Below are 20,796 nucleotides of genomic sequence, written 5' to 3' on the forward strand. Positions count from 1 at the left end.
GAGACGAGAACCATGCTGACATTGTATTACGCGCCGGGAACCTGCGCACTCGCAAGCCTGATTGCCCTGGAGGAATCCGGCCTCGCCTTCGAAACGAGGAAGCTCAGCTTCGCCAATGGCGAACAGCGCTCGCCGGACTATCTGAAGATCAATCCGAAGGGCCGGGTGCCGGCGCTGGTCACCGATCGCGGCGTGTTGACGGAAACGCCGGCGATCCTCGGCTTCATCGCCGAAAGCGCGCCGGCCGCCAAACTGGCGCCGCTCGGCGATGCCTTCGACATGGCGCGGCTGCAGTCCTTCAACAGCTATCTCTGCTCGACCGTGCATGTGAACCATGCCCATCGCCCGCGCGGCTCCCGCTGGGCCGACGATCAGGCCGCACTCGAGGCAATGAAGGCCAAGGTGCCTGAGAATATGGCCGGTTGTTTCACCCTGATCGAAGAGACGATGTTCAAAGGCCCGTGGGTGATGGGCGAGACCTATTCGATCGCCGATCCCTATCTTTTCGTCATGACCGGCTGGCTGCCGTCCGACGGCGTCGATCCCGCCCGTTTCGTAGAGGTGAGCGATCACCACGCCCGCATGCTGCAGCGCCCCGCCGTCCAGCGGGCGCTGGCCTACGATCGCGGCTGACATCCGAAACGGGCAGCAAGCTTCCTCGGCGCCCGGAACAGCCAGGCGCCGATGAGCCGCAATCGCAATTCCTCGTCGCCGATCACGGCGGCGCGCACCGGCAGATGCGGCCAGCCGATATAATGCGCGGTCTGAAAATAGATGTCGGGCGCCATTTCGAGCAGATGATCCTTGTCGTCCAGACTTATCGAGATGACGATCGTCTCGGCGTCCTTTACCGCGACAAAGCTCTTTCCCGCGACCTTCAGCGCCGGGTTGCCATAAGAGGTGCTTTCCTCAACATCGAGCAAACCGGCTTCCGCAGCCAGCCTCTTGAGGCGCTCAAAAATTGCATCGACGTCGCCGGTCATTATCTCGCCTTCCCCTTGTATTGATCCGAAAGCTGAAACCGCGCCCCACCGCTTCGGACAGAAGTCGGCCCATCCTCAGCCGGCCGCTGCGGCGGTGAACACCGCCAGCTGGGCCGCGAAAGCACGCTGATAGGCCGGCCGGGCTTCGCCGCGGGCGACATAGGCGGCAAGGTTTGGATATTCCTCCAAGAGACCCGATGCTTGCGCCCTGAGCAACACCGTCACCATCAGCAGGTCGCCGGCGCTGAACGCGCCATCGAGCCAGTCGGCATCGCCAAGGCGAGCGGAAAGGCTGTCCAGCCGTTTGCGGATGCTGTCCCCAAGGGCGCGCAGGCGCTGCTCGTACCAGGGTTCGTCGCGCTCGAGGATGGTGGCGAGGCTGCGCTCGAAGATCGGCGGCTCCACCGTGTTGAGCGCCGCAAACATCCACGTGACAGCGCGCGCCCGGGCGTTCGCATCCTTGGGCAGCAGGCCCGCATGGCGCTCGGCGATATGGAACACGATCGCGCCGGACTCGAACAGAGTAAGATCGCCTTCTTCATAGGTCGGAATCTGCCCGAAAGGATGAAGCGCCAGATGCGCGGGCTCCTTCATCGTCTTGAACGAAACGAGACGAACCTCGTAAGGCTGGCCCGCTTCTTCGAGCGCCCAGCGAACGCGCATGTCGCGCGCCAGGCCCTGGCCGCGATCGGGCGAGCGTTCAAAGGCGGTAATGGTAATCGTCATCGCTTCCTCCATATGATTATCCTTAGATCGATGCGATGTAAGGCGTTATGCACTGGCTTGAAGACGGCTGGCGAAACGCGTTTCCGACATTAATGCTCGCGATAATCCTCGCCGGCCTTGCGACGATCGCCAGATCCCGACCTATTTCCGCTCGACCGTCAGCACCATCGGCATCGCCCAATTGACCTCGGAAATCGGCCAGCGGAGCAGGCTTACTTTGTTGCCGTCCGCCTGAGACTCCCACCTTGCGTAGAATTTTTGCCGATAGCCATTCAGCCGAACGCTCCGGCAGGCGACGGGACCGCCGTCAAGATTGAGCGCGACCTTGAGATTGAGCGGCGAGGTCTTGAGAAACTCCGCAAGCCGGTCGAGGGAAAAGAACGCGTCCTTTGTCGTCCCGATGACGACACGCCCCAAATCGTCTTTGGCGACAAACGTACGGTTGGCGAGCCAACGGCTTTTCACATTCACATGCGTCTGCCCGTCATCGCCGATCAGGAGTGGATAGGAGACCATGGCGTTCGACGCGCCGGCAAAGGCTGTCTGCCAATCTTGATGCGTCAGGTCGCGGATATCGGCAGCGTCTTTGCCGGCAATGAAGGCGCCGGCCCTCGCGTCATATTGCTGAGGACCCATCGCAATACCCTCGCTGATGAACGGCGTATCGGGTCTGCCATGTTTGTCGAAATAGCTGCCGTTGACGATAAGCACGGCGTTGGGCAAAGCCTTCTCCCATTCGTCGATGCCGGCATCGCCAGCAGCCGCGTTACGGGTGACGAATCGAAAGCGGGTCGGGTCAATTCTGCTGAGAAAGATCCGGTCGACCTCGCGGCCATCGGCAAGAACCGGCAGTTCCGCCACCTCGAAGCCCGTCTCCGGCTCCTGCCAGACCAGCGGCCCGGGCAAAACGGCCGGGATGACCGGGCTCAACGCCAACCGCATGGAGGCGGAAAGGCGCTCGTCGTCAGGTTTCATGTCGATCCAATAGGTCCCACCGCGCCGCAGGACGGTGTTGAAACCGTAAGCACCCGCGACCTGCCAGAGCCAGCCGGCGCTGACGACAATGGCGACCGTGAAAATTGCGAGGAGTCCGAACAGGATTTTTCGAATTGCTGGCACTGAAAATCTCTTTGCTGAAACAGATAGGGCTTCGCGACGCCGGTTGGCGTAGCGTCGCGCGAATGCAACCGCCAAGTAAGGTTTTTCTACGGTGGAAGTGTTGCCCGCTCTGTCGAAATAGCCCTTCAGCCTGCTGGGGCCGGTCCTCCGTAACGGCTGGACAAAGAAGCCGGTGGGCTTCAATATCAATCCGCATCCGCTCATTCCGGGATCGGGCCCGAAGAGGAGAACGCCTTTGTTTGCCGTCGCAAAATATTCAGAACGCACCGGCCGAGGCGGAAGGACGAGACGCGGCTCGAATTCAATCGAGGGCTAGTCTTGCTGCTCGGCCATGACGCGCCAAAGCTGGCGCATGTCCAATGTCGAGAAGAACATGATCATCGAATTGACTGTTAATGATTTCGCCGCGTTGCTGAACGGCGCCGCGCCCGCAGATACGTGCCTGGTTTCCGATAGCGCCATCGCGCCGCCTGAGGTGCTGCAGATGCTGGCGCGAATCGCCGCCGAGATCGGCGCCGATTTTACGCCGTCGGCCTGGATGATTGTCGAGGATGGCGAGATCGTCGGGCTGTGCTCCCTCATTCGCGCACCTGAGAACGGCGAAATCCACATCGGCTATGGGATTGCGCCGAGCCGCGAGCGGCGTGGCTACGTCACGCGCGCGATCGGCGAACTGCTCGAATGGGCGCGGAAGGACCCGCGCGTGACGCTCGTTTCAGCCGATACGGGCGTGGAAAACATCGCCTCGCAGCGTGTCCTCGAGCGCAACGGCTTCATCCGCATCGGCGAGCGTATCGATCCGGAAGACGGTCGCGTGATTTGCTGGCAGGCGGCGGCGGACTGAGGCAGGTCGCTCGGAACAAAGCGCGTCGCGTCACGCGAGTGATGCGGCGCGTTTCAGGGCCGGCTGAAACGGGGGCGCAGCGTCACGCGCATTTTGCCAACGTCGGTTTGGCCTCGGCGGCAAGACCGGTCTCTGTTCCGAGCGGCAGATCGGCAATTTCCCGCATCGACATGCGCTCGACCTCGGGATGCCGCAGCGGATCGTTGTTCCAGGCTGGGGGAGCGTCTGCGCCGCCGAGGGCTAGGGCGGGCCTCAAGAAAAACTTCAGCAACGACATGGCATGCCTCACTTTCTCCAAACGGCGGGGACGATCGCCGCAGGCTGTAATCTCTGCTCCCTCAGGCTGGTTTTCAATTGAGATTAATGCGGCTCTGCTATAGAAAAACTATATGAAGAACCTGAACACTGTGCATCTCAACGGCCTCAGGGCGCTGGAAGCCGTCGGTCGGCTCGGCTCGTTGCAGGCGGCCGCCGACGAGCTCGGCGTCTCGGTCGGCGCCGTCAGCCAGCAGGTCATCAAGGCGGAGGCGCAGCTTGGCCTGGTGATCTTCGAGCGCACCGCCCGGGGAATGATGACGACCGAAGCCGCCCGGCCGGTGCTGCTGGCGCTCGACGAAGGTTTTGCCCGTCTATCGGCGGCCGTGTCGATCGCCCAACGCAAGGACGATACGATCCTGACAATCTCGGTGGCGCCGGTTTTTGCCGCCCGCTGGCTCGTCTGCCGGCTCGATCGTTTTGCCGAGCGTCATCCCGACATCAAGCTGCGATTGGATGCGACCACCAATCTCGTCAGTCCCGCTCTCTGCGATGTCGATATCGGCATTCGCGTCGGCGCCGGCAAATGGCCTGACGTGAAGGCCGAACTGCTCTTGGAGCAGGAGGTTTTTCCGATCTGCTCGCCGGAGATGGCGGCGAAACTGAAGGCGCCCGCCGATATCCTGGCGCTGCCTGCCGTCGTCGACGGCCGCGCCATGTTCTCCTGGGATGTCTGGATGCGCGAGGCGGGACTGTCAGGCGCGACACCTGCGACCCGCCACGTCTTCAACGATGCCTCGCTGTGCCTCGATGCGGCGATCGCCGGGCAGGGCGTCATGCTCGCCTGGCAGACCCTTGCCGCCTTTGCGCTTGCCGAAGGCCGGCTGGTCGCCCCCTTCGGCATTCGCGCGCGCACCGGCTTCGGCCACTACTTCGTCACCGCCGAAGGCACGCGCGAGCCGAAGAAGGTCAGGGATTTCAAGGCTTGGATCCGCGAGGAAATGGCCGGCACGCTTGCGCTGTTCCGATAACTCAGACCTCGATCGGCTCCCTGCCACGCGTCTCCCTGCATCCTTTTGTAGGCCGGGCGCGACTGGCAGCGCTCGATCCAGGCCTTGATATTCGGATGCGCATCGAACAGCGCTTCTTCACTCTGAGCGTAGCGCAGCACCTCGGCAATGTTGAGATCGGCGACGGTGAAGCGGTCGCCGACGATCCACTGCCGGCCGGCAAGCTGGCCTTCGAGCACGGCAAGCGGCCTGCGCAAGGCATGACAGGCGGCGGCGATCGTCTCCTTGCCGAATGCGGCTCGACCTGCGAGGCGGCCCAGACGGTCCACATCGTCAGCAATCCGTCTTCTTCGACGGTTTGTCCTGCAAGCGGCCCGCCATGTTTGCGGGCGAGGTAGAGATTGATCGCCAGCGACTCGTGCATGACGAAATCGCCATCCTTGATGCTGGGGATCTGCGCCAGCGGATTGACGGCAGCGAAATCGGGCGAGTGGGTGTTGAACGGCGCGCTCTCGGATAGGGGCTCCGGCAACCGCCTGGCTTGCAGCACCGGCACCGACCGAAATTCGAGTCCGAGCTCCTCAGCCATCCAGTAGACGCGCGACGTCCGCGATCGATAGACTCCGTAGATTGTCAGCATGATCTTGTTCCCCTCGATGTAACTGTCCGGGAGGGTAGAGGCCGCAGCAGCTGCGGAAAAGTCCTTGCCGCTGATGGGATGATGAAAGCTTTTGATGCTCGTCACGAAACCCGGTTTCGCTCGACGGTCAGCTGCTTGTAGGGCGCGCCGCCGCCCGCCATCTCGGCCGAGACTTTCTTCTCCCATTGGAAGCCGAGAACCGCACCTTTAGCGGTCTCCTGGAAGACGTTGTCGGTGATGACGGCGGTGCCGGCGCCATCGGCGACCGAGACAGCGCATCCCACCGGCGCCTGGCGCACCACATTGCCGCTGACGACGACATTGCGGAGATAGGGACCCCAGCCGATCTGCATGCCCCAGCGCGGCGCCCCCTCGATCATATTGGCCGAGATCAGCGTGTCGGCCTCTGCCGCGATGCCGATGCCGAAGCCGACTTCGTGCTTGTAGGGGCCTTTCAGAGTGAGGTTGCGCACGACGTTGCCGGTGACGGTCGCGAGCCTGCCGCCCTCGTCGAAATTGGCGATCGAGATGCCGTTCGCCGCCCCGTCGATCATGTTGGCGGAAACGACGGCGCCCTCGAAGGCAAATTCGACATAGATCGCCGTTTCGCCGGAGCGCCGGCACTGATTGTTGCTGATCTGGATGTCCGAGGCCGAATTGGCGCGGATCGCCGTGAAGGCGCAGTCGGAAATATGGTTGTTCACCACCATCACGCCGTCGGCGCGGAAGATGTTGATGCCGTTGCCGTTCTGGCCGGTGCCGCCGTCATTGGCGCGGATGTTGGAGATGCGGTTGCCGGAAACCACCGTGCCATCCTCCGCCTTGTTCCAGCGATGCACCAGAATGCCGCCATTGCCGCAATCGGTGATCGTGTTTCCGGTGACCGAAAGATTGGCGGAATCGACCGCATAAAGCCCGGCCTGGGCCGCGCCCGAAATGCGGCTGCGCTCGATCCGTCCGCCGCAGCGCTCCAGCTGCAACCCGTGTTTGCGGCTGCCGCCGATCTCGCAATTTTCGATCAGCACCTCGTCGACACCGGTAAATTGGATGAGCCCGCCGGCAGAGTCGGCGAGCTGGCGGTTGCCGCCGTCGATAACGAGGTTGGAAAGCTCGATGCGGCGCACATTTGCCGCCGCAAACAGGTGGCCTTCGCCGGTATAGACGATCCGCGAGGCGCCGGCCACGCCTGTTATGCGGGTATTGTCGGGCAGGTTGAGATTGGCGACTCGATAGGTGCCGGGCGGCAGGAAGACCGGCACGTTCTCGCGCGCCGCCTGTTCGATCATCTGCTGCAGATTGCGGGTCTTGCGGTCGCCGCCTTCCGGAATGGCGCGATATTCCACTGCGTCGATCGCGCCGCGCAGATCGGGTTGTCCGGCAGCCGCCAGCGGTGCGCCAAGCGCGCGCGGCGCTGAACCTCCCGCAACCGCGGCGGCGGCGAGGAAGAAAAACATGTCGCGGCGTGAAGGCATTCCAGGTTCTCTCGTTACAACTCGCCCGTAGCACGAAACATGCCAGACGCGCCTGTCTCTTTCTGGCACAGGCGGCCGGAATTGCCGTTGTAGCCTTGGCGAAGGGCAGGATATCGCCGCCGATTTTGTCGTCTTGTTCACCCTTTCATTTAAGCAAGCCGAAGGAAATGAGGACTACTTTGAAGGGAATATTACGGGGTGATTATGCGGGATGAGGCCTTCGGCCTCCGGGGAGAGTGACGGCATGCCCAAACCGAGTGCCAGGCGATGGGAATCGACCGATGCCCTGTCGGCCGAAACGCGGCGCATCGTCGCCGCGACGGAGGCGATGATGGCCTCGACCGCCCATCATCTCTCCGACGGCATCGAGAACCTGCGCCTGAAGACGATCGTCCACGAACTTCCGGATTTCCTCTACGTCAAGGATCGTGACAGCCGCTTCGTCTTCGCCAACACCGTCACCGCCAGCAGCCTCGGCCTGGAGAGCGCTGATCTGCTTACCGGCAAGCGCGATTTCGACCTGTTCGATTTCGAGACGGCTCTCCACCATTTCGATATCGAGCAGCAGATCATGGCGACGGGGCAAGCCTGCATCGACATGGAGGAAAGCTACGTCCTGCCCGGCGGCAAAAGGCCGATATGCCGGCTGACCTCGAAGATACCGCTGCGCAACGATCGCGGCGAGGTCATCGGCCTGATCGGCGTTTCCCGCGATATCACCGAACGCAAGCGCCAGGAGGATCTCCATCGCGAGCAGGCGAACCTGCTCGAAATGATCGCCCGCAACGAGCCGCTGCCGATGATCCTCGAGGCGCTGGTGCTGATGATCGAAGCGCAGCTGACCGGCATCGACGGGTCGGTGCTGCTGCTGAACGGCGAGGGCACCAGGCTCTATCACGGCGCCGCCCCCAATCTGCCCGGCGGCTACAGCCGGCTGATCGACGGCGTCACCATCGGTCCCAAGGTGGGCTCCTGCGGCACCGCCGCCTGGCGCGGCCAGACGGTGATCGTCGAGGACGTGATGAGCGATCCGCTGTGGGAGGATTTCCGCGCGCTGGTCGCGCCCTTCGGCTTTCGCTCCTGCTGGTCGACGCCGATCGTCACCTCGCAGAACAATGTGCTCGGCACCTTCGCCCTCTACTCCAGGGAAGTCCGCCGGCCCACGGAGCACGAAATAAAGCTGGTGGCGCTCGCCACGCACATCGCCGGTATCGCCATCGAGCGCAAGCGTGTGGACGATCGCATCCATTTCATGGCCCATCACGACGATCTCACCGGTCTGCCGAACCGGGCTTTCCTGAAGGAGCGGCTCGCCAATATCCTCGACCAGGCCCGGCGCCACACCCGCAAGGTGACCGTCGCCTATATCGATCTCGATAATTTCAAGGACATCAACGACGGCCGCGGCCACGCCGCCGGCGACGAGGTGCTGAAGGAAACCGCCGCCCGCATGGCCAACAGCATCCGGGCCTCGGATATGGTGGTGCGTCTTGGCGGCGATGAATTCCTCGTCGTGCTCGTTCACCAGTCGAGCCACGATGCCGGCATCACGCGCCGCCTCCGCGAGTTGCAGAAGGCGATCAACCGACCGATCCCCAGCGATGGCGGTGAGATCACCGTCACCTCGAGCATCGGCGTTGCCGCCTTTCCCTTCGATGGCGCGACCTCGGAAGAGCTTCTCGCCAATGCCGACCGCGCCATGTATCGCGCCAAGGAGCTCGGCCGCAACACCCTGCAGCATCACGATGGCGGCGGCACGCCTGTGGGAATGCCGCTCGGCGAGCAGGAGGAGCTGCACCAGGCGATCACCGGCGACCAGCTGTTCCTGCAATATCAGCCGCAGGTCGATGTCGCCACTGGCCGCATCACCGGCATCGAGGCGTTGGTGCGCTGGAACCATCCGGCCAAGGGCAGGGTGCCGCCGGTCAATTTCATTCCGCTCGCCGAAGAGACCGGCCTCATCGTTCCCCTCGGCCTCTGGGTGCTGAACGAGGCCTGCCGCCAGGCGCGCCAATGGCAGGATATGGGCCTGACGCCGCTGACCATCGCCGTCAACGTCTCGGCCAAGCAGTTCGCCGATCCGGATTTTGCAAGCCACGTCGCCGAAGCGCTGGAGCGCCACCGCCTGCAAGCGCGCTGGCTGGAGCTCGAGGTTACCGAAAGCGTGGTGATGCAGGATGCCGAACGCGCGCTCGCCATGATGGAATCGCTGCGGGCGCTCGGTGTTCGCCTGTCGATCGACGATTTCGGCTCCGGCTATTCCAGCCTGGCGGCGCTGAAGACCTTCCCCTTCGACCGCCTGAAGATGGACCGTTCGCTGGTCGAGGCCCTGCCGGGCGACAAGACCGCCGTCGCCATCGCCTCGGCGGTCATTTCGCTGGCGCAGACGCTGAAGCTTTCGGTCCTCGCCGAAGGTGTCGAAACCGACGCCCAGATGGATTTCCTGCGTCACGCGCATTGCGAAGAGGCGCAGGGCTACCGCTTCTCCAAGCCCGTCTCCCCGGAGGAAATCCCCGGATTGCTGCGGGCGCGCAGCCTCTAAACACGAAGGATGTTGAGTCTGAGAGCGCTGACGACGGCTTGCGTTCTTGTCGTACATCCCAGCTTCTTGATTGCGCTGCCGATGTGATTGTTGACTGCATTTTCCGTGAGATCGAGAAGTTTTGCGATTTCGGCGCCCTTCCTTCCTCCGGCGGTCAGCCTCAAGCAATCCAGTTCGTTGCGTGTAAACTCGATGGGCTTGTGTTTCTCGTTCAATGTGAGTTGTGAGAGCCGGTCATAGATGAGTGTGGCGATAAACAGGAGCTTCGCCATTTCGATCATGCTGAAGTTCCGGGACCCCGAAATCGACATGGCGCCGCGTCCGCCCGCCGCATCGTGAACAGGAAAATAGGCGCCTTTTTCCATGCCGTAGCGCTTGAACAACTCGATGACCGTGGACTTCTTGCCTTCGCCGCGATCGGTATTGATCGCTTCGACATCATAATTGAACGGGCTGGTCGATCGCAGCATCCGGCGGATGACCGGACTGTCGACCATCAGGTTATGGGCGTCGTAATAATCCACCATCTCCGCCGGCCAGTTGGTGATGATCTTTGTCGCGCCGATTTCGACGAAGTCGACCGTGGGCAGCGTCATGATCAGGAAAGCCGTCATTCCAAGATCCTGCGTGAGTCCCTTCATATATTTGAAAACTTCGTAATGCGTGTTGAAGCCCGCAGCGACTTCCTCAATTCGATTGAATTCGGCCTCGAGCTTCATGTTCTTCTCCGATCGGCAGTTCGCGTCCGGGCGCTTGGCAGCGGCAGACAAAATACAAGGCTTGCCCGTCACCGGGAAGGTAAGCTTATGAGACAACTGGACCTTAACAAATCGTAAAGGCGCCTTTCGGCTTCTGGGCGCAAAAACGGCGAAAAATCGCCAATCTCGTCGCGTTGGAAAATCTTGTAGCAAACCGAGACGTTCGAAATGGATACTTATATCGATCTGATTTTATTGACACATTTCTTTTCTATGAGACTGTTTTGCAGAGGCTGCATTGGTGCATGACCGGGTTAATGGATACTTAAAGAATTTACAGGATTTTATCTTCAGATTGCTCGGCCAGGGAACCTCCGCGTGGGATCGCGGTAGTTACTCGCTTAGGGGATCGCATAAAAGGAAACGCATGCTGGTTGGTATCCGATGCCAAGCCCATGAGGGCGCCAACCGGCAACGTCTCCAGCCAATCGGATTTCATCAACGCGTTTTCATTAAGTAACTGTAAATATTAGAGGAATCTGTTGTGCCTTGGCAAGTCTTGATCGGAAATGTGGCTGCGGTAGCGCTCGTCATTTCGGTGTGGATGCACCTGCATTACAAGTTCTACCGCCTTTCCAAGGTCCAGGCAGAACTTGGCTTCGGCTTGATGATGGGCCTTGGGGCAGTCTTGTCGATGCTGCTGTCCGTCGAGGTCGATAGCGGCTATTATCTCGACCTGCGTTCGACCTTGCTGGCGGTTTCGGCCGTCTACGGTGGTCCGCTGGCGGTTCTGATGACCGCAGTCCTCACCTGCGTCCAGAGGATCTCCATGGGTGGCGCCGGTGTCGAACCGGCATTGATCTCGATCATGCTGGTGTCCGTGTTTGGACTGGCGCTCCACGTCCTGTTCGGCAGGGGCTCGGCGGATGTCAGAAAGGCACTTGCCTGTGCGGTCATGGTGGCCACGGTCACACTGGCGATGAGCATTTTCCATCGAGGTGGCTGGTCGCATATCACCACCGTTAGCCTTGCCGGAATAGGCGTGAAGTTCGCCGCGACCTTGGCCGCGGCATGCGTCATCACCTATTTCCATGCCTTTACCCTCGAGCGTGATATCTTGAAGGCCGCTTTGACCCAGGCGCCTGATTTCCACTATGTCAAAGACCGCAATAGCCGGTTCGTCGTCACCAACCTCAACGTCGCGCGAAACCATGACCGCACCAAATCTTCGGAGATGGTCGGCCTGACGGATTTCGATCTCTATCCTCGCGAGATGGCGCAAGCATTCTTCGATCGCGAGCAGGAAATCATGGCGAGCGGGGAAGCCCTGGTGGATTTCGAGGAGCCTCTTGTTGAAGAAAACGGCCGGGAGCGTTGGTTCCTGACGTCGAAAATCCCGCTGCGAAACCGCCACGGCGATCTGGTTGGACTTGCCGGCGTGACCCGCGATATCACCGAGAAAAAACGTCTGATTCAGGAAGCCCTCGACAGCAAGACTGTGCTTTCCCAAGCGATGACCGAAATGTCCGATGGGCTTGCCATGTTCAATCCCGAGGGCCGGCTGGTGTTTTGCAACGATCAATATCGTGCCGCCTTTCCCAGTTCCGCCCATGCCAGACAACCCGGCACCGACATAACCGCTATCCTGCAAGCGGTCGTGCGCAGTGGTGAGCGGGTCGATGTGAGCCCGGATGCCGGCGATGACTGGATCGAGACCTCCGCGGCGCAGCTTTTCCTGACTCAGGATAGCGAAATACCGATGTTCGATGGGCGGTGGCTCAGACAGCGCACGCGTTTGGCCGCCGATGGCTCCGCCCTGGTGGTGGTTTCGGATATCACCTCGATGAAGCATTCCGAGGAAAGGCTGACGCAACTCGCCCTGAAGATGAAGGGGCTGGCCGACACCGACGCATTGACCGGTATTGCCAATCGAAGAGTGTTCAACGAGGCGATCTCGGAGGAGTTTGCACGCGCCCGTCGAGCCGAATCCTCTCTCAGCCTGTTGCTGATCGATGTCGATCACTTCAAGGCTTACAACGATACCTACGGTCACCTCGAAGGAGACAACTGCCTGAGGATGATCGGCGAGATTCTCAGGTCCATTGCCAAGCGGCCCTCAGACCTCGCAGCGCGATTTGGCGGAGAGGAGTTCGCCATACTGCTTCCCGGCACGGACCGGGATGGCGCGCTGCGGCTGGCCAGGATGCTGCGCTCGGCGTTGCATCGGCGCGCAATACCACATAGCGAAAGCAGCAAGGCGATCGTGACGGTGAGTATCGGTGTGGCCAACATCTGCGACAGATTTGCGACGCCGGCAGAACTGGTCTCGGCCGCTGACCAGGCGCTCTACGCGGCAAAGAAGCACGGACGCGACCGTGTCGAGGCCGCCGCGCATCAGGCAAGAGCGGCGTAAGCCGCATGCCGTGGGACGCGTCGGCAACTCTCGTTGAGGACGGACTTCATTTCGCAAGCTTGCCGATCGCCTCTATCTCGTTCGTCCATATGCCCGCCGCATAGTCTGGCGGCAGTCGTGCCAGTAGCGCGGGATCGTCGATGCCGGTGGAAAAATCACTGCCGCGATAGGGGCCGAGCACGAAGACCTCGGTTCCGGCATCCTGCATCCGGTTGAGAAAACGGTCCGGCCAGCCCCAGAGCCATGGCGCAATATTGATCGGCACCAGCATCATGGCGTGTTTGCAGGCATCCGGCAGCACGCCGGTCCAGCCATAGCCGATGTAGCCGAAAAGGCAGCCTTTCAGGCTCTTGCGCGAGGCGGTCTTGATCTCGGGCACCAGCCGGCGCAGGACATCGATCGGCTCGTCGCCGCCATAGACGATGATGTCTGCCCGCCGTGCGGACGGAAGCCCGTTGAGCACGGCGGCGAGCTTTTCGCCCTCTGAAGGATCGCGGCTCTTGACGTTGATGAGGAAGCGCCGATCCGGAAAGGTGGAAAGCACCTCCGCCAGCGTCGGCATCATGCCGATGCCGCGGCCGCGAAAGGGAAAACTCTTGCCGCCATCGGCGGTATAGCCGTAGCCGATGTCGAGCTTGCGCAGCTCCGCCATCGAATGCTCGCGGGTGACGCCGTGGCCGTCGGTGCGGCAGTCGAGCGTCCAGTCGTGAAAGACGGCGAATTCGCCATCCGTCGTCGGATGCACGTCGATCTCGACGATATCGGCGCCGGCCGCAAAGCCTGCCTGCATCGAGCGGATGGTATTCTCGAGATAGTCATGTTTCGGCGCCAGCATGCGGCTCGCCGTGCAGGTGTCGTTCTTCAGATCGGTCTCGTCGAACCGCTGAGCGATGCCGCGATGGGCGAGCAGCACCGGCTTTCCCGGCCGATGCTCGGCGAGCAGGCTGGTGTTGTTGAGATAGATGCCGGCCGCGACAAGTGCGACCGCGCCCACGCAATAGAAAAGCTTCCTGCCCATCATGCTCCCCCTGATTGCATCAAAGAAGGCAACAGCTAGAAAGCGATTCTGGTTGTTCTTGGGCTGTTTTCCGGCTTTTCTATGCCGGCAGTTTATTCCCCGGAGAGGATCGGCATCGCCATGGAACAACAGGACGACGAGCTCATCCGTTTTGCAGAACACGGCGCGGCCGCCTTGCCGCCGGCGTCCGTCGAAGGCCATGTCGGGCGCGATGGCGCCCGCATCTGGTATGCGAGCTACGGGACCGGCCCTGCCGTCATCCTGCTGCATGGCGGTCTCGGCCATAGCGGCAACTGGGGCTATCAGCTCCCGGCGCTGCTGGACAGCGGCCGCCGCGTCGTGCTGATCGACAGCCGCGGCCATGGCCGCAGCAGCCGCGATGCCCGTCCCTATAGCTATGAACTGATGGCATCAGACGTGCTTGATGTCATGGACGAACTGCGTCTGGAAAAGGCAGCGTTCATCGGCTGGAGCGACGGCGCCTGCATCGCGCTGATCCTCGCCGCGACGGCCCCGTCGCGTGTCGACGGCGTCTTCTTCTTCGCCTGCAACATGGATCCGAGCGGGACGCTGGAATTCGTTCCGACGCCGGTCATCGACCGCTGTTTCAGCCGCCACGCGAGGGATTATGCGGCACTGTCCGCCACGCCGGATGATTTCAATTCCTTCGTCGAGGCGGTCAGCCTGATGATGCGCACGGAGCCGAATTATCAGGCCGGCGACCTCAACCGCATCCGCGTGCCGGTCGCGATCGTGCTTGGTGAACGCGACGAATTCATCAAGCCGGAGCATGCCGAATATCTCGCCCGCAGCATTCCGGACGCTCAGATGATCTATCTGAAGGGCGTCAGCCATTTTGCGCCGCTGCAACGGCCGGCCGAGTTCAATGCCGCAATGCTGTCCTTTCTCGATGGGATAGCCTGATGACGACCTCTGGCCCCGCGCCGATTTCCGGCTATCTCTTGTTTCATGAGACCTGATGCGCTGCTCTATCCCGCCCCGGAAGGGCTCTATTGCCCCGAAGGCGGCTTCTATGTCGATCCTGTGCGGCCGGTAGAGCGGGCGCTCGTCACCCACGGCCATTCCGATCACGCCCGGCCGGGCCATGTGAACGTGCTTGCCACTCGCCAGACGCTCGACATCATGCGCCTGCGTTACGGCGAGGGCTTCTGCGTCAGCGAGCAGGCTGCCGGCTTCGGCGAGGACCTGCTCGTCAATGGCGTCAAGGTGAGCTTTCATCCTGCCGGCCACGTGCTCGGCTCGGCGCAGATCGCCATCGAGAAAAACGGCACCCGCATCGTCGTCTCCGGCGATTACAAACGCCGCCCGGATCCGACCTGCGCCGCCTATGTGCCGGTCGCCTGCGATGTCTTCATTACCGAGGCGACCTTCGGCCTGCCGGTCTTCCATCATCCCGATCCGATGGACGAGATCGGCAAACTGCTCGCCTCGCTCCGGCAATTTCCCGAGCGCACCCATCTCGTCGGCGCCTATGCGCTGGGGAAGGCCCAGCGCGTCATCAGGCTGCTGCGCGATGCCGGCTACAGCGAACCGATCTATATCCACGGCGCCATGGAAAAGCTCTGCGACTACTATGTCGGCGAGGGCATCGATCTTGGCGAGCTGCTGCCGGCGACGATCGAAAGCCGCGACAAATCCGCCTTCAAGGGCGCGGTCGTCATCGGCCCGTCCTCGGCCTTCGCCGACCGCTGGGCGCGCCGCTTCAACGAGCCGCTGCCGGCCTTCGCCTCCGGCTGGATGATGGTGCGCCAGCGCGCCAAACAGCACGGGGTCGAACTGCCGCTCGTCATCTCCGATCATTGCGACTGGCCGGAACTGACGGAAACCATCCGCGAACTGCACCCGGCCGAAGTCTGGGTGACCCACGGCCGCGAGGAGGCCCTGGTGCGCTGGTGCCAGCTCCAGGGCATCAAGGCGAAGCCGCTGCATCTTGTGGGATATGAGGATGAGGCGGATTGAGATGAGCTGCGTGCCGCGCCGAAACCCCGCTCCAGCCGACCTTGCCGCCATCGCCGGCGCGCTGGTGGCTATGCACGCCCCTCGCTCCCTCATTTCTGTGCTTGTGACAGGAATCCAGCCACCGCGCGTCGGCGCGGTGAATGACTTATGTGACACCGAAGAGTTTCTCGCGCCCAAGGACTTGGGCGCACTGGATTCCTGTGACGAGCACAGGAATGAGGGCGTACCCATTGAGCCTTTCCCCGGAATGCGGAGGCCGATATGAAAGCCTTCGCCGATCTCCTCGACCGCCTCGTTCTCACCCCCAGCCGCAACGGCAAGCTGAAGCTGCTCACCGATTATTTCCGCGACACGCCGGACCCTGATCGCGGCTACGGCCTTGCCGCCATCGCCGGCACGCTTGAAGTGCGCAACGTCAAGCCCGCCATGCTGCGCGAACTGGTGCTGGAGCGCATGGACGAGGTGTTGTTCCGTTATTCCTACGATTATGTCGGCGATCTCGCCGAAACCATCTCGCTGGTCTGGGACAATGAGCGGGATATCGACCGCTCGGCCCTTTCCCAGCCGCGTCTCGGGACTGTTGTCACCGATATGAATGCGCTCGGCCGCACCGAAGTGCGCGGCTTCGTCCGCGACCTGCTCGATCGGCTGGATTCCTCCGGCCGGTTCGCTTTCATCAAGCTGGCGACCGGCGCCATGCGCATCGGCGTTTCTGCCCGTCTTGCCAAACAGGCGCTGGCCGATCTCGGCGATAAGGACGTCACCGAAATCGAAACGCTCTGGCACGGCCTGCAGCCGCCTTACGAGACATTGTTCGAATGGCTGGCGGGCGGCGAAAAACCGGTGCTGGCGACACCGGCGATCTTCCATTCGGTCATGCTTGCCAATGCGGTGGAGGAGGGGGACCTTAACGGTCTCGATCCGGCCAATTACGCCGCCGAATGGAAATGGGACGGCATCCGTGTCCAGCTCTCCCGCTCCGGCGATCGGCGCAAGATCTATTCCCGCTCCGGCGACGATATTTCGGGCGCCTTTCCCGATATTCTCGACGCCATCAGTTTTTCCGGCGTCGTCGACGGCGAGCTGCTGGTCGGCGGCACCGCCCGTTCCAACAGTCCGACCCGCACCTTCTCCGACCTGCAGCAGCGCCTCAATCGCAAGACGGTGACGGCAAAGATGCTTTCCGACTACCCCGCCTTCATCCGCACCTACGACCTGCTCTTCGACGATGACGAGGATGTACGAGGCCGTGGCTATATCGATCGGCGCGATCGGCTGGCCGAGATCATCGACCGCGCTCCCCACGACCGCTTCGACCTCTCGCCGCTCGTGCCTTTCTCGTCCTGGGAGGAGCTCGACCGTCTCCGTGCCGCCCCGCCAGATCCGGTCATCGAGGGCGTGATGATCAAGCGGCGCGACAGCATCTACCAGGCCGGCCGGATGAAGGGCCCCTGGTTCAAGTGGAAGCGCAATCCCTATAATGTCGATGCGGTGCTGATGTATGCCCAGCGCGGCCACGGCAAGCGCTCGAGCTACTATTCCGATTTCACCTTCGGCGTCTGGGCCGACGATGAGGACGGCGAACAGCTGGTGCCCGTCGGCAAGGCCTATTTCGGTTTCACCGATGCCGAGCTCGAAGTGCTCGACAAGTTCGTGCGCAACAATACCACCGAGCGTTTCGGACCGGTGCGCGCCGTGCGCGCCGACAAGGATTTCGGCTTCGTCGTCGAAGTGGCCTTTGAAGGCATCAACCGCTCGACCCGGCACAAATCGGGCGTCGCCATGCGCTTTCCCCGTATCGCCCGTCTTCGCCCCGACAAGCCCACTTATGAGGCCGATCGGCTGCGCACGCTGATCGCCATGATCGACGCCAAGCCGGGGTGAGGGCCAATCTCCTGTGCAACAATGCCGCAGTCCCAAAATTTCAACAGGATGTGTATTGGCGGCAACGATCTTCCGGTGCAAATCTTCTGTGCCGGGGAAGTGATTTGGGTGCTGCGTTATGAGCTCGCATGAACGAAATGCCTTTTTCCGCCAACGCCGTGCCGTGCTGGCGGGTCTTGCCGGCGCACTCGTCCTGCCGCAAGTGGCAGCGGCGTTCGATGTTCCGGATGAACCGCGGCTTGCCAAGCATGACTATGCCAAGGTCCGCCACCAGTTCCGCACCAAGCTTTTGCAGAAGGGCCCGGCACCGGACAAATACGAACCGCTGAACGCGCCGGCCGACGCCGACAAGATCTTTTACCGCTCCGGCTACGGCGAACTTGAGCTCGCCGCCTGGGTCTCGAAGTATAAGCGTGAGCGGGCCGCCAAGCCCGCGGTGCTCTTCCTGCACGGCGGCAATGCCATGGGCATCGGCCATTGGCAGTTGATGAAACCCTATATGGATGCCGGCTACGTCGTGATGATGCCGTCGCTGCGCGGCGAAAACGGCCAGATGGGCAATTTCTCCGGCTTCTACGACGAGGTCGACGACGTTCTTGCCGCCACCGAGCGGCTGGCGCATCTGCCGGGCGTCGATCCAGGGCGGCTGTTCATTGCTGGCCACAGCATCGGCGGCACGCTGACCATGCTGACGGCGATGAGCACTCAGAAATTCCGCGCCGCCGCGCCGATATCGGGCAATCCCGACGCCTTCCGCTTCTTCAAGCGCTATCCCCAGGATATCCGCTTCGACGACAGCAATGCGCATGAGTTCGAAGTGCGGTCGGCGCTGTGTTACGCCCAGAGCTTCAAATGTCCCGTCCGTGTCGTCCACGGCACGGAAGAGGCCCATTTCAACGATCGGGCCGATCTTCTCTCCCGCCGCGCCCGCGCCGCCGGCATCCATATCGAAACAGAAACCGTCGCCGGCAACCACACTTCGGCGCTGCCGGCCGAGATCGAACAGAGCATCCGCTTCTTCCACGGGGTGGCGGCCTGATTTTTCGCCGCCGCTTCAAAGGCGTTTTGCTCGCTTCGTGATTTCCGGTTATTAGTGGCTTACCGGTCTCCACAGGTGGTCGTCTCAAGTCATGACTGGCAATATATTCTTCGCCGCCGCTGCCTTCACTTTAGCAGTTGTAATCTGGCTCATGCTTCCGCGCATCGCGAGCCGTCGCGACTTGACGAAAATGACTCCAGCCGAGCATGGCTGGTATGCCAAGCGGGTTTTTCCTCTGATGCTCCTGTTTGCCGCCTTCGCCACTGCAGGAAGTTTAGCTGGGCAGTGGGGATGGCCCTGAGGCATAGTGCTTTTTGCTGCGCCCTTCGGGTCGCATGCGTTGGCTTCCGGCCTTTCCCACCCTCAACACCAGCCTCGCGCCAGCCGCGGATGCCATCGTCACGATCGATATCGCTGTCTCGCCGATCGTTGATAAGGGTGGTTCCATGAAATTTCTGCGCCGGGTCTTCCCGATTGCCGGGCTCGTCATTGCAGCCGGGTCGCTGAGCGGCTGCAACATCCTCATTCCCGATGTCGCCGCCGATTCGCCCGCCCGCTTCGTTCAGGAGACCTCGCCGGTCTTCTATCAGCCGCCGGGTGTCGATCCGCGCCGGGTGCGGCCGATACCCGATCAGCCGGTGCCGCAGACCCGCGAACTCTACAAGACCCAGTTCCATCAGACCTACGGCCTGCCGGTCAGCAATCCGGTGCATATGGCCATGTATGGCGCGGTGCGCGACGAGGATTTCACCCTGCCGGCGATCCCGGTCAGCCGGGTACAGCCGCAGTTCCTGCGCCAGGAAGTCGATTACCAGACGACCGAGCGCCCCGGCACGGTGATCGTCGATACCAAGGCGCATTTCCTCTATTTCGTCGAGGAAAACGGCAAGGCGTTGCGCTACGGCGTCGGCCTCGGCCGCGATGGTTACGCCTGGTCGGGCCGCGGCGTCATTCAGTGGAAGCAGAAATGGCCGCGCTGGACGCCGCCGGTCGAGATGGTCTCGCGCCAGCCCGAGGTTCGCGCCTTTTCGGCCGAAAACGGCGGCATGAATCCGGGGCTCCAGAACCCGCTCGGCGCCCGCGCCATGTATATCTTCAAGGACGGGCAGGATACGCTCTATCGCATCCACGGCACGCCCGACTGGCAGTCGATCGGCAAGGCCACCTCGTCGGGCTGCGTGCGCATGCTGAACCAGGATGTCGTCGATCTCTATGACCGCCTCCCTGCCAAGGCGGAGATCGTTGTGATGTAGCGCTGCAACAGCGCCGCTGATATCGTCGGCCCAAGGCCGGACACGTCTGCGTGAAGCTATGGTTTATTTGGCGCAAGCCGATAGATCTTCTGATGTTGTTCTCGGCATCGGACGAATCGCCGCTTACGCCAGATCTCGTCCGGCTCCCGCATCAGAGGAAATCAGTCCCGCGTCATGAGCTTCGATAGACATCTTTCCCGCCGCAGCTTTCTTTCCTTTTCGGCATTGACCGCAGCCTCCGCGCTCACCGGCTGCGCCTCTTCGGCCAATACGGTCACATCGGGCGATACGACGATCATCTACCGTTCGCCGATGCGCCTGTTTCAATCGCCCGGGGCGTCGAGCGTGCCGAGTGGCGCCGAGCTTGCCGTCATGTATGGCCCTGTCGAGGATGGCGGCTTTCTCATTCCCGCCATTCCCTATGAGCAGATCGACCCGCGCTATTATCGCCAACGCGTTCTCGATCCCACCGGCCAGCCGCCCGGCACTATCGTCGTCGATACGCCGTCGCGCTTTCTCTATCTCGTCCAGGGTGACGGCATGGCGATGCGCTATGGCGTCGGCATCGGCCGCGAGGGTTTCGCCTGGCAGGGCTCGGGCGTCATCCAGTGGCGTCAGAAGTGGCCGCGCTGGAAGCCGCCGAACGAGATGGTCGCCCGCCAGCCCGAATTGGTTAAATATTCGATCGAGAACGGCGGCATGGAGCCGGGCCTGAAGAACCCGCTCGGCGCCCGCGCGCTCTATATCTTCTCGAACGGCGAAGACACGCTCTATCGCCTGCACGGCAATCCCGACTGGCGTTCGATCGGCAAGGCCGTCTCCTCGGGCTGCGTCAGATTGATGAACCAGGATATCATCGATCTCTACGACCGCGTGCCGACAAAGGCGCCGATCGTCGTCTTGCAGTGACGTCAGCGGGG

Annotated in this window: 18 protein-coding genes and 1 pseudogene; 11 read left to right on the forward strand and 8 right to left on the reverse strand. The window is 62.0% G+C overall.

Translation table 11 applies throughout. The annotated features are described in order from the left end of the window. The first annotated feature begins 12 nt into the window (after positions 1 to 12). Positions 13 to 633 (forward strand): glutathione S-transferase family protein, encoded by a 621-nt coding sequence (locus CO657_RS04235; RefSeq protein ID WP_054181631.1) that lies wholly within the window; start codon positions 13 to 15, stop codon positions 631 to 633. On the opposite strand, the gene CO657_RS04240 is transcribed toward CO657_RS04235, so the two are convergent. From CO657_RS04240 to CO657_RS04250, 3 genes are all read right to left on the reverse strand, one after another. Then, a complete protein-coding gene (locus tag CO657_RS04240; RefSeq protein WP_012556961.1) occupies positions 618 to 983 on the reverse strand; it encodes an MmcQ/YjbR family DNA-binding protein in 366 nt (121 codons plus the stop codon). The genes CO657_RS04235 and CO657_RS04240 overlap by 16 nt on opposite strands. Positions 984 to 1,058: 75 nt before the next feature. Beyond that, positions 1,059 to 1,709 carry a glutathione S-transferase family protein gene (locus CO657_RS04245; RefSeq protein ID WP_054181927.1) on the reverse strand — a complete coding sequence of 217 codons (651 nt, stop codon included), beginning with the start codon at positions 1,707 to 1,709 and terminating at the stop codon, positions 1,059 to 1,061. 141 nt (positions 1,710 to 1,850) lie between these two features. Further along, positions 1,851 to 2,828, reverse strand: coding sequence for a phosphodiester glycosidase family protein (locus CO657_RS04250; protein WP_054181632.1), 978 nt, complete (start codon positions 2,826 to 2,828; stop codon positions 1,851 to 1,853). 352 nt (positions 2,829 to 3,180) lie between these two features. On the opposite strand from CO657_RS04250, the gene CO657_RS04255 reads away from it, so the two are divergent. After that, positions 3,181 to 3,672, forward strand: coding sequence for a GNAT family N-acetyltransferase (locus CO657_RS04255; protein ID WP_054181928.1), 492 nt, complete (start codon positions 3,181 to 3,183; stop codon positions 3,670 to 3,672). A gap of 82 nt (positions 3,673 to 3,754) precedes the next feature. On the opposite strand, the gene CO657_RS04260 is transcribed toward CO657_RS04255, so the two are convergent. Beyond that, positions 3,755 to 3,949, reverse strand: a complete 195-nt coding sequence (locus CO657_RS04260; RefSeq protein WP_054181633.1) for a hypothetical protein — start codon at positions 3,947 to 3,949, stop codon at positions 3,755 to 3,757. 112 nt (positions 3,950 to 4,061) lie between these two features. On the opposite strand from CO657_RS04260, the gene CO657_RS04265 reads away from it, so the two are divergent. Then, positions 4,062 to 4,958, forward strand: coding sequence for a LysR substrate-binding domain-containing protein (locus tag CO657_RS04265; protein WP_054181634.1), 897 nt, complete (start codon positions 4,062 to 4,064; stop codon positions 4,956 to 4,958). A 1-nt stretch (position 4,959) separates the two neighbouring features. Here CO657_RS04265 and CO657_RS04270 read toward each other — a convergent pair. Together CO657_RS04270 and CO657_RS04275 are read right to left on the reverse strand one after the other, a co-directional pair. Then, a pseudogene (locus CO657_RS04270) lies at positions 4,960 to 5,577 on the reverse strand (glutathione S-transferase family protein). Positions 5,578 to 5,678: 101 nt separating this feature from the next. Next, a complete protein-coding gene (locus tag CO657_RS04275; protein WP_054181636.1) occupies positions 5,679 to 7,049 on the reverse strand; it encodes a TIGR03808 family TAT-translocated repetitive protein in 1,371 nt (456 codons plus the stop codon). A 244-nt stretch (positions 7,050 to 7,293) separates the two neighbouring features. On the opposite strand from CO657_RS04275, the gene CO657_RS04280 reads away from it, so the two are divergent. Continuing rightward, complete coding sequence (locus CO657_RS04280) at positions 7,294 to 9,591, forward strand: sensor domain-containing protein (RefSeq protein ID WP_054181637.1); 2,298 nt, start codon at positions 7,294 to 7,296, stop codon at positions 9,589 to 9,591. Here the strand turns inward: CO657_RS04280 and CO657_RS04285 are convergent. Continuing rightward, complete coding sequence (locus CO657_RS04285) at positions 9,588 to 10,310, reverse strand: LuxR family transcriptional regulator (protein WP_054181638.1); 723 nt, start codon at positions 10,308 to 10,310, stop codon at positions 9,588 to 9,590. The genes CO657_RS04280 and CO657_RS04285 overlap by 4 nt on opposite strands. A gap of 523 nt (positions 10,311 to 10,833) precedes the next feature. Between CO657_RS04285 and CO657_RS04290 the strand changes: the two genes are divergently transcribed. Next, on the forward strand, positions 10,834 to 12,702 hold the full coding sequence (locus CO657_RS04290) for a diguanylate cyclase (RefSeq protein ID WP_054181639.1): 1,869 nt from the start codon (positions 10,834 to 10,836) through the stop codon (positions 12,700 to 12,702). Positions 12,703 to 12,748: 46 nt separating this feature from the next. On the opposite strand, the gene CO657_RS04295 is transcribed toward CO657_RS04290, so the two are convergent. Beyond that, complete coding sequence (locus tag CO657_RS04295; protein ID WP_054181640.1) at positions 12,749 to 13,720, reverse strand: glycerophosphodiester phosphodiesterase family protein; 972 nt, start codon at positions 13,718 to 13,720, stop codon at positions 12,749 to 12,751. Positions 13,721 to 13,840: 120 nt separating this feature from the next. Here CO657_RS04295 and CO657_RS04300 point away from each other — a divergent pair, with 120 nt between their 5' ends. The 6 genes from CO657_RS04300 to CO657_RS04335 all read left to right on the forward strand — a co-directional run bounded on the left by CO657_RS04300 (position 13,841) and on the right by CO657_RS04335 (position 20,785). Then, on the forward strand, positions 13,841 to 14,644 hold the full coding sequence (locus CO657_RS04300; RefSeq protein WP_054181641.1) for an alpha/beta fold hydrolase: 804 nt from the start codon (positions 13,841 to 13,843) through the stop codon (positions 14,642 to 14,644). 45 nt (positions 14,645 to 14,689) lie between these two features. Beyond that, positions 14,690 to 15,700 carry a ligase-associated DNA damage response exonuclease gene (locus CO657_RS04305; protein WP_054181642.1) on the forward strand — a complete coding sequence of 337 codons (1,011 nt, stop codon included), beginning with the start codon at positions 14,690 to 14,692 and terminating at the stop codon, positions 15,698 to 15,700. A 261-nt stretch (positions 15,701 to 15,961) separates the two neighbouring features. Further along, on the forward strand, positions 15,962 to 17,584 hold the full coding sequence (locus tag CO657_RS04315) for a cisplatin damage response ATP-dependent DNA ligase (protein WP_054181643.1): 1,623 nt from the start codon (positions 15,962 to 15,964) through the stop codon (positions 17,582 to 17,584). 118 nt (positions 17,585 to 17,702) lie between these two features. Continuing rightward, positions 17,703 to 18,623 (forward strand): alpha/beta hydrolase family protein, encoded by a 921-nt coding sequence (locus tag CO657_RS04320; RefSeq protein WP_003587848.1) that lies wholly within the window; start codon positions 17,703 to 17,705, stop codon positions 18,621 to 18,623. Between the two features lie 446 nt (positions 18,624 to 19,069). Then, positions 19,070 to 19,876 carry a L,D-transpeptidase gene (locus CO657_RS04330; protein WP_054181930.1) on the forward strand — a complete coding sequence of 269 codons (807 nt, stop codon included), beginning with the start codon at positions 19,070 to 19,072 and terminating at the stop codon, positions 19,874 to 19,876. A gap of 174 nt (positions 19,877 to 20,050) precedes the next feature. Beyond that, positions 20,051 to 20,785, forward strand: a complete 735-nt coding sequence (locus tag CO657_RS04335; RefSeq protein WP_003587844.1) for a L,D-transpeptidase family protein — start codon at positions 20,051 to 20,053, stop codon at positions 20,783 to 20,785. The last annotated feature ends 11 nt before the right edge of the window (positions 20,786 to 20,796 follow it).

The sequence above is a fragment of the Rhizobium acidisoli genome (assembly GCF_002531755.2).
GTDB lineage: Bacteria > Pseudomonadota > Alphaproteobacteria > Rhizobiales > Rhizobiaceae > Rhizobium > Rhizobium acidisoli.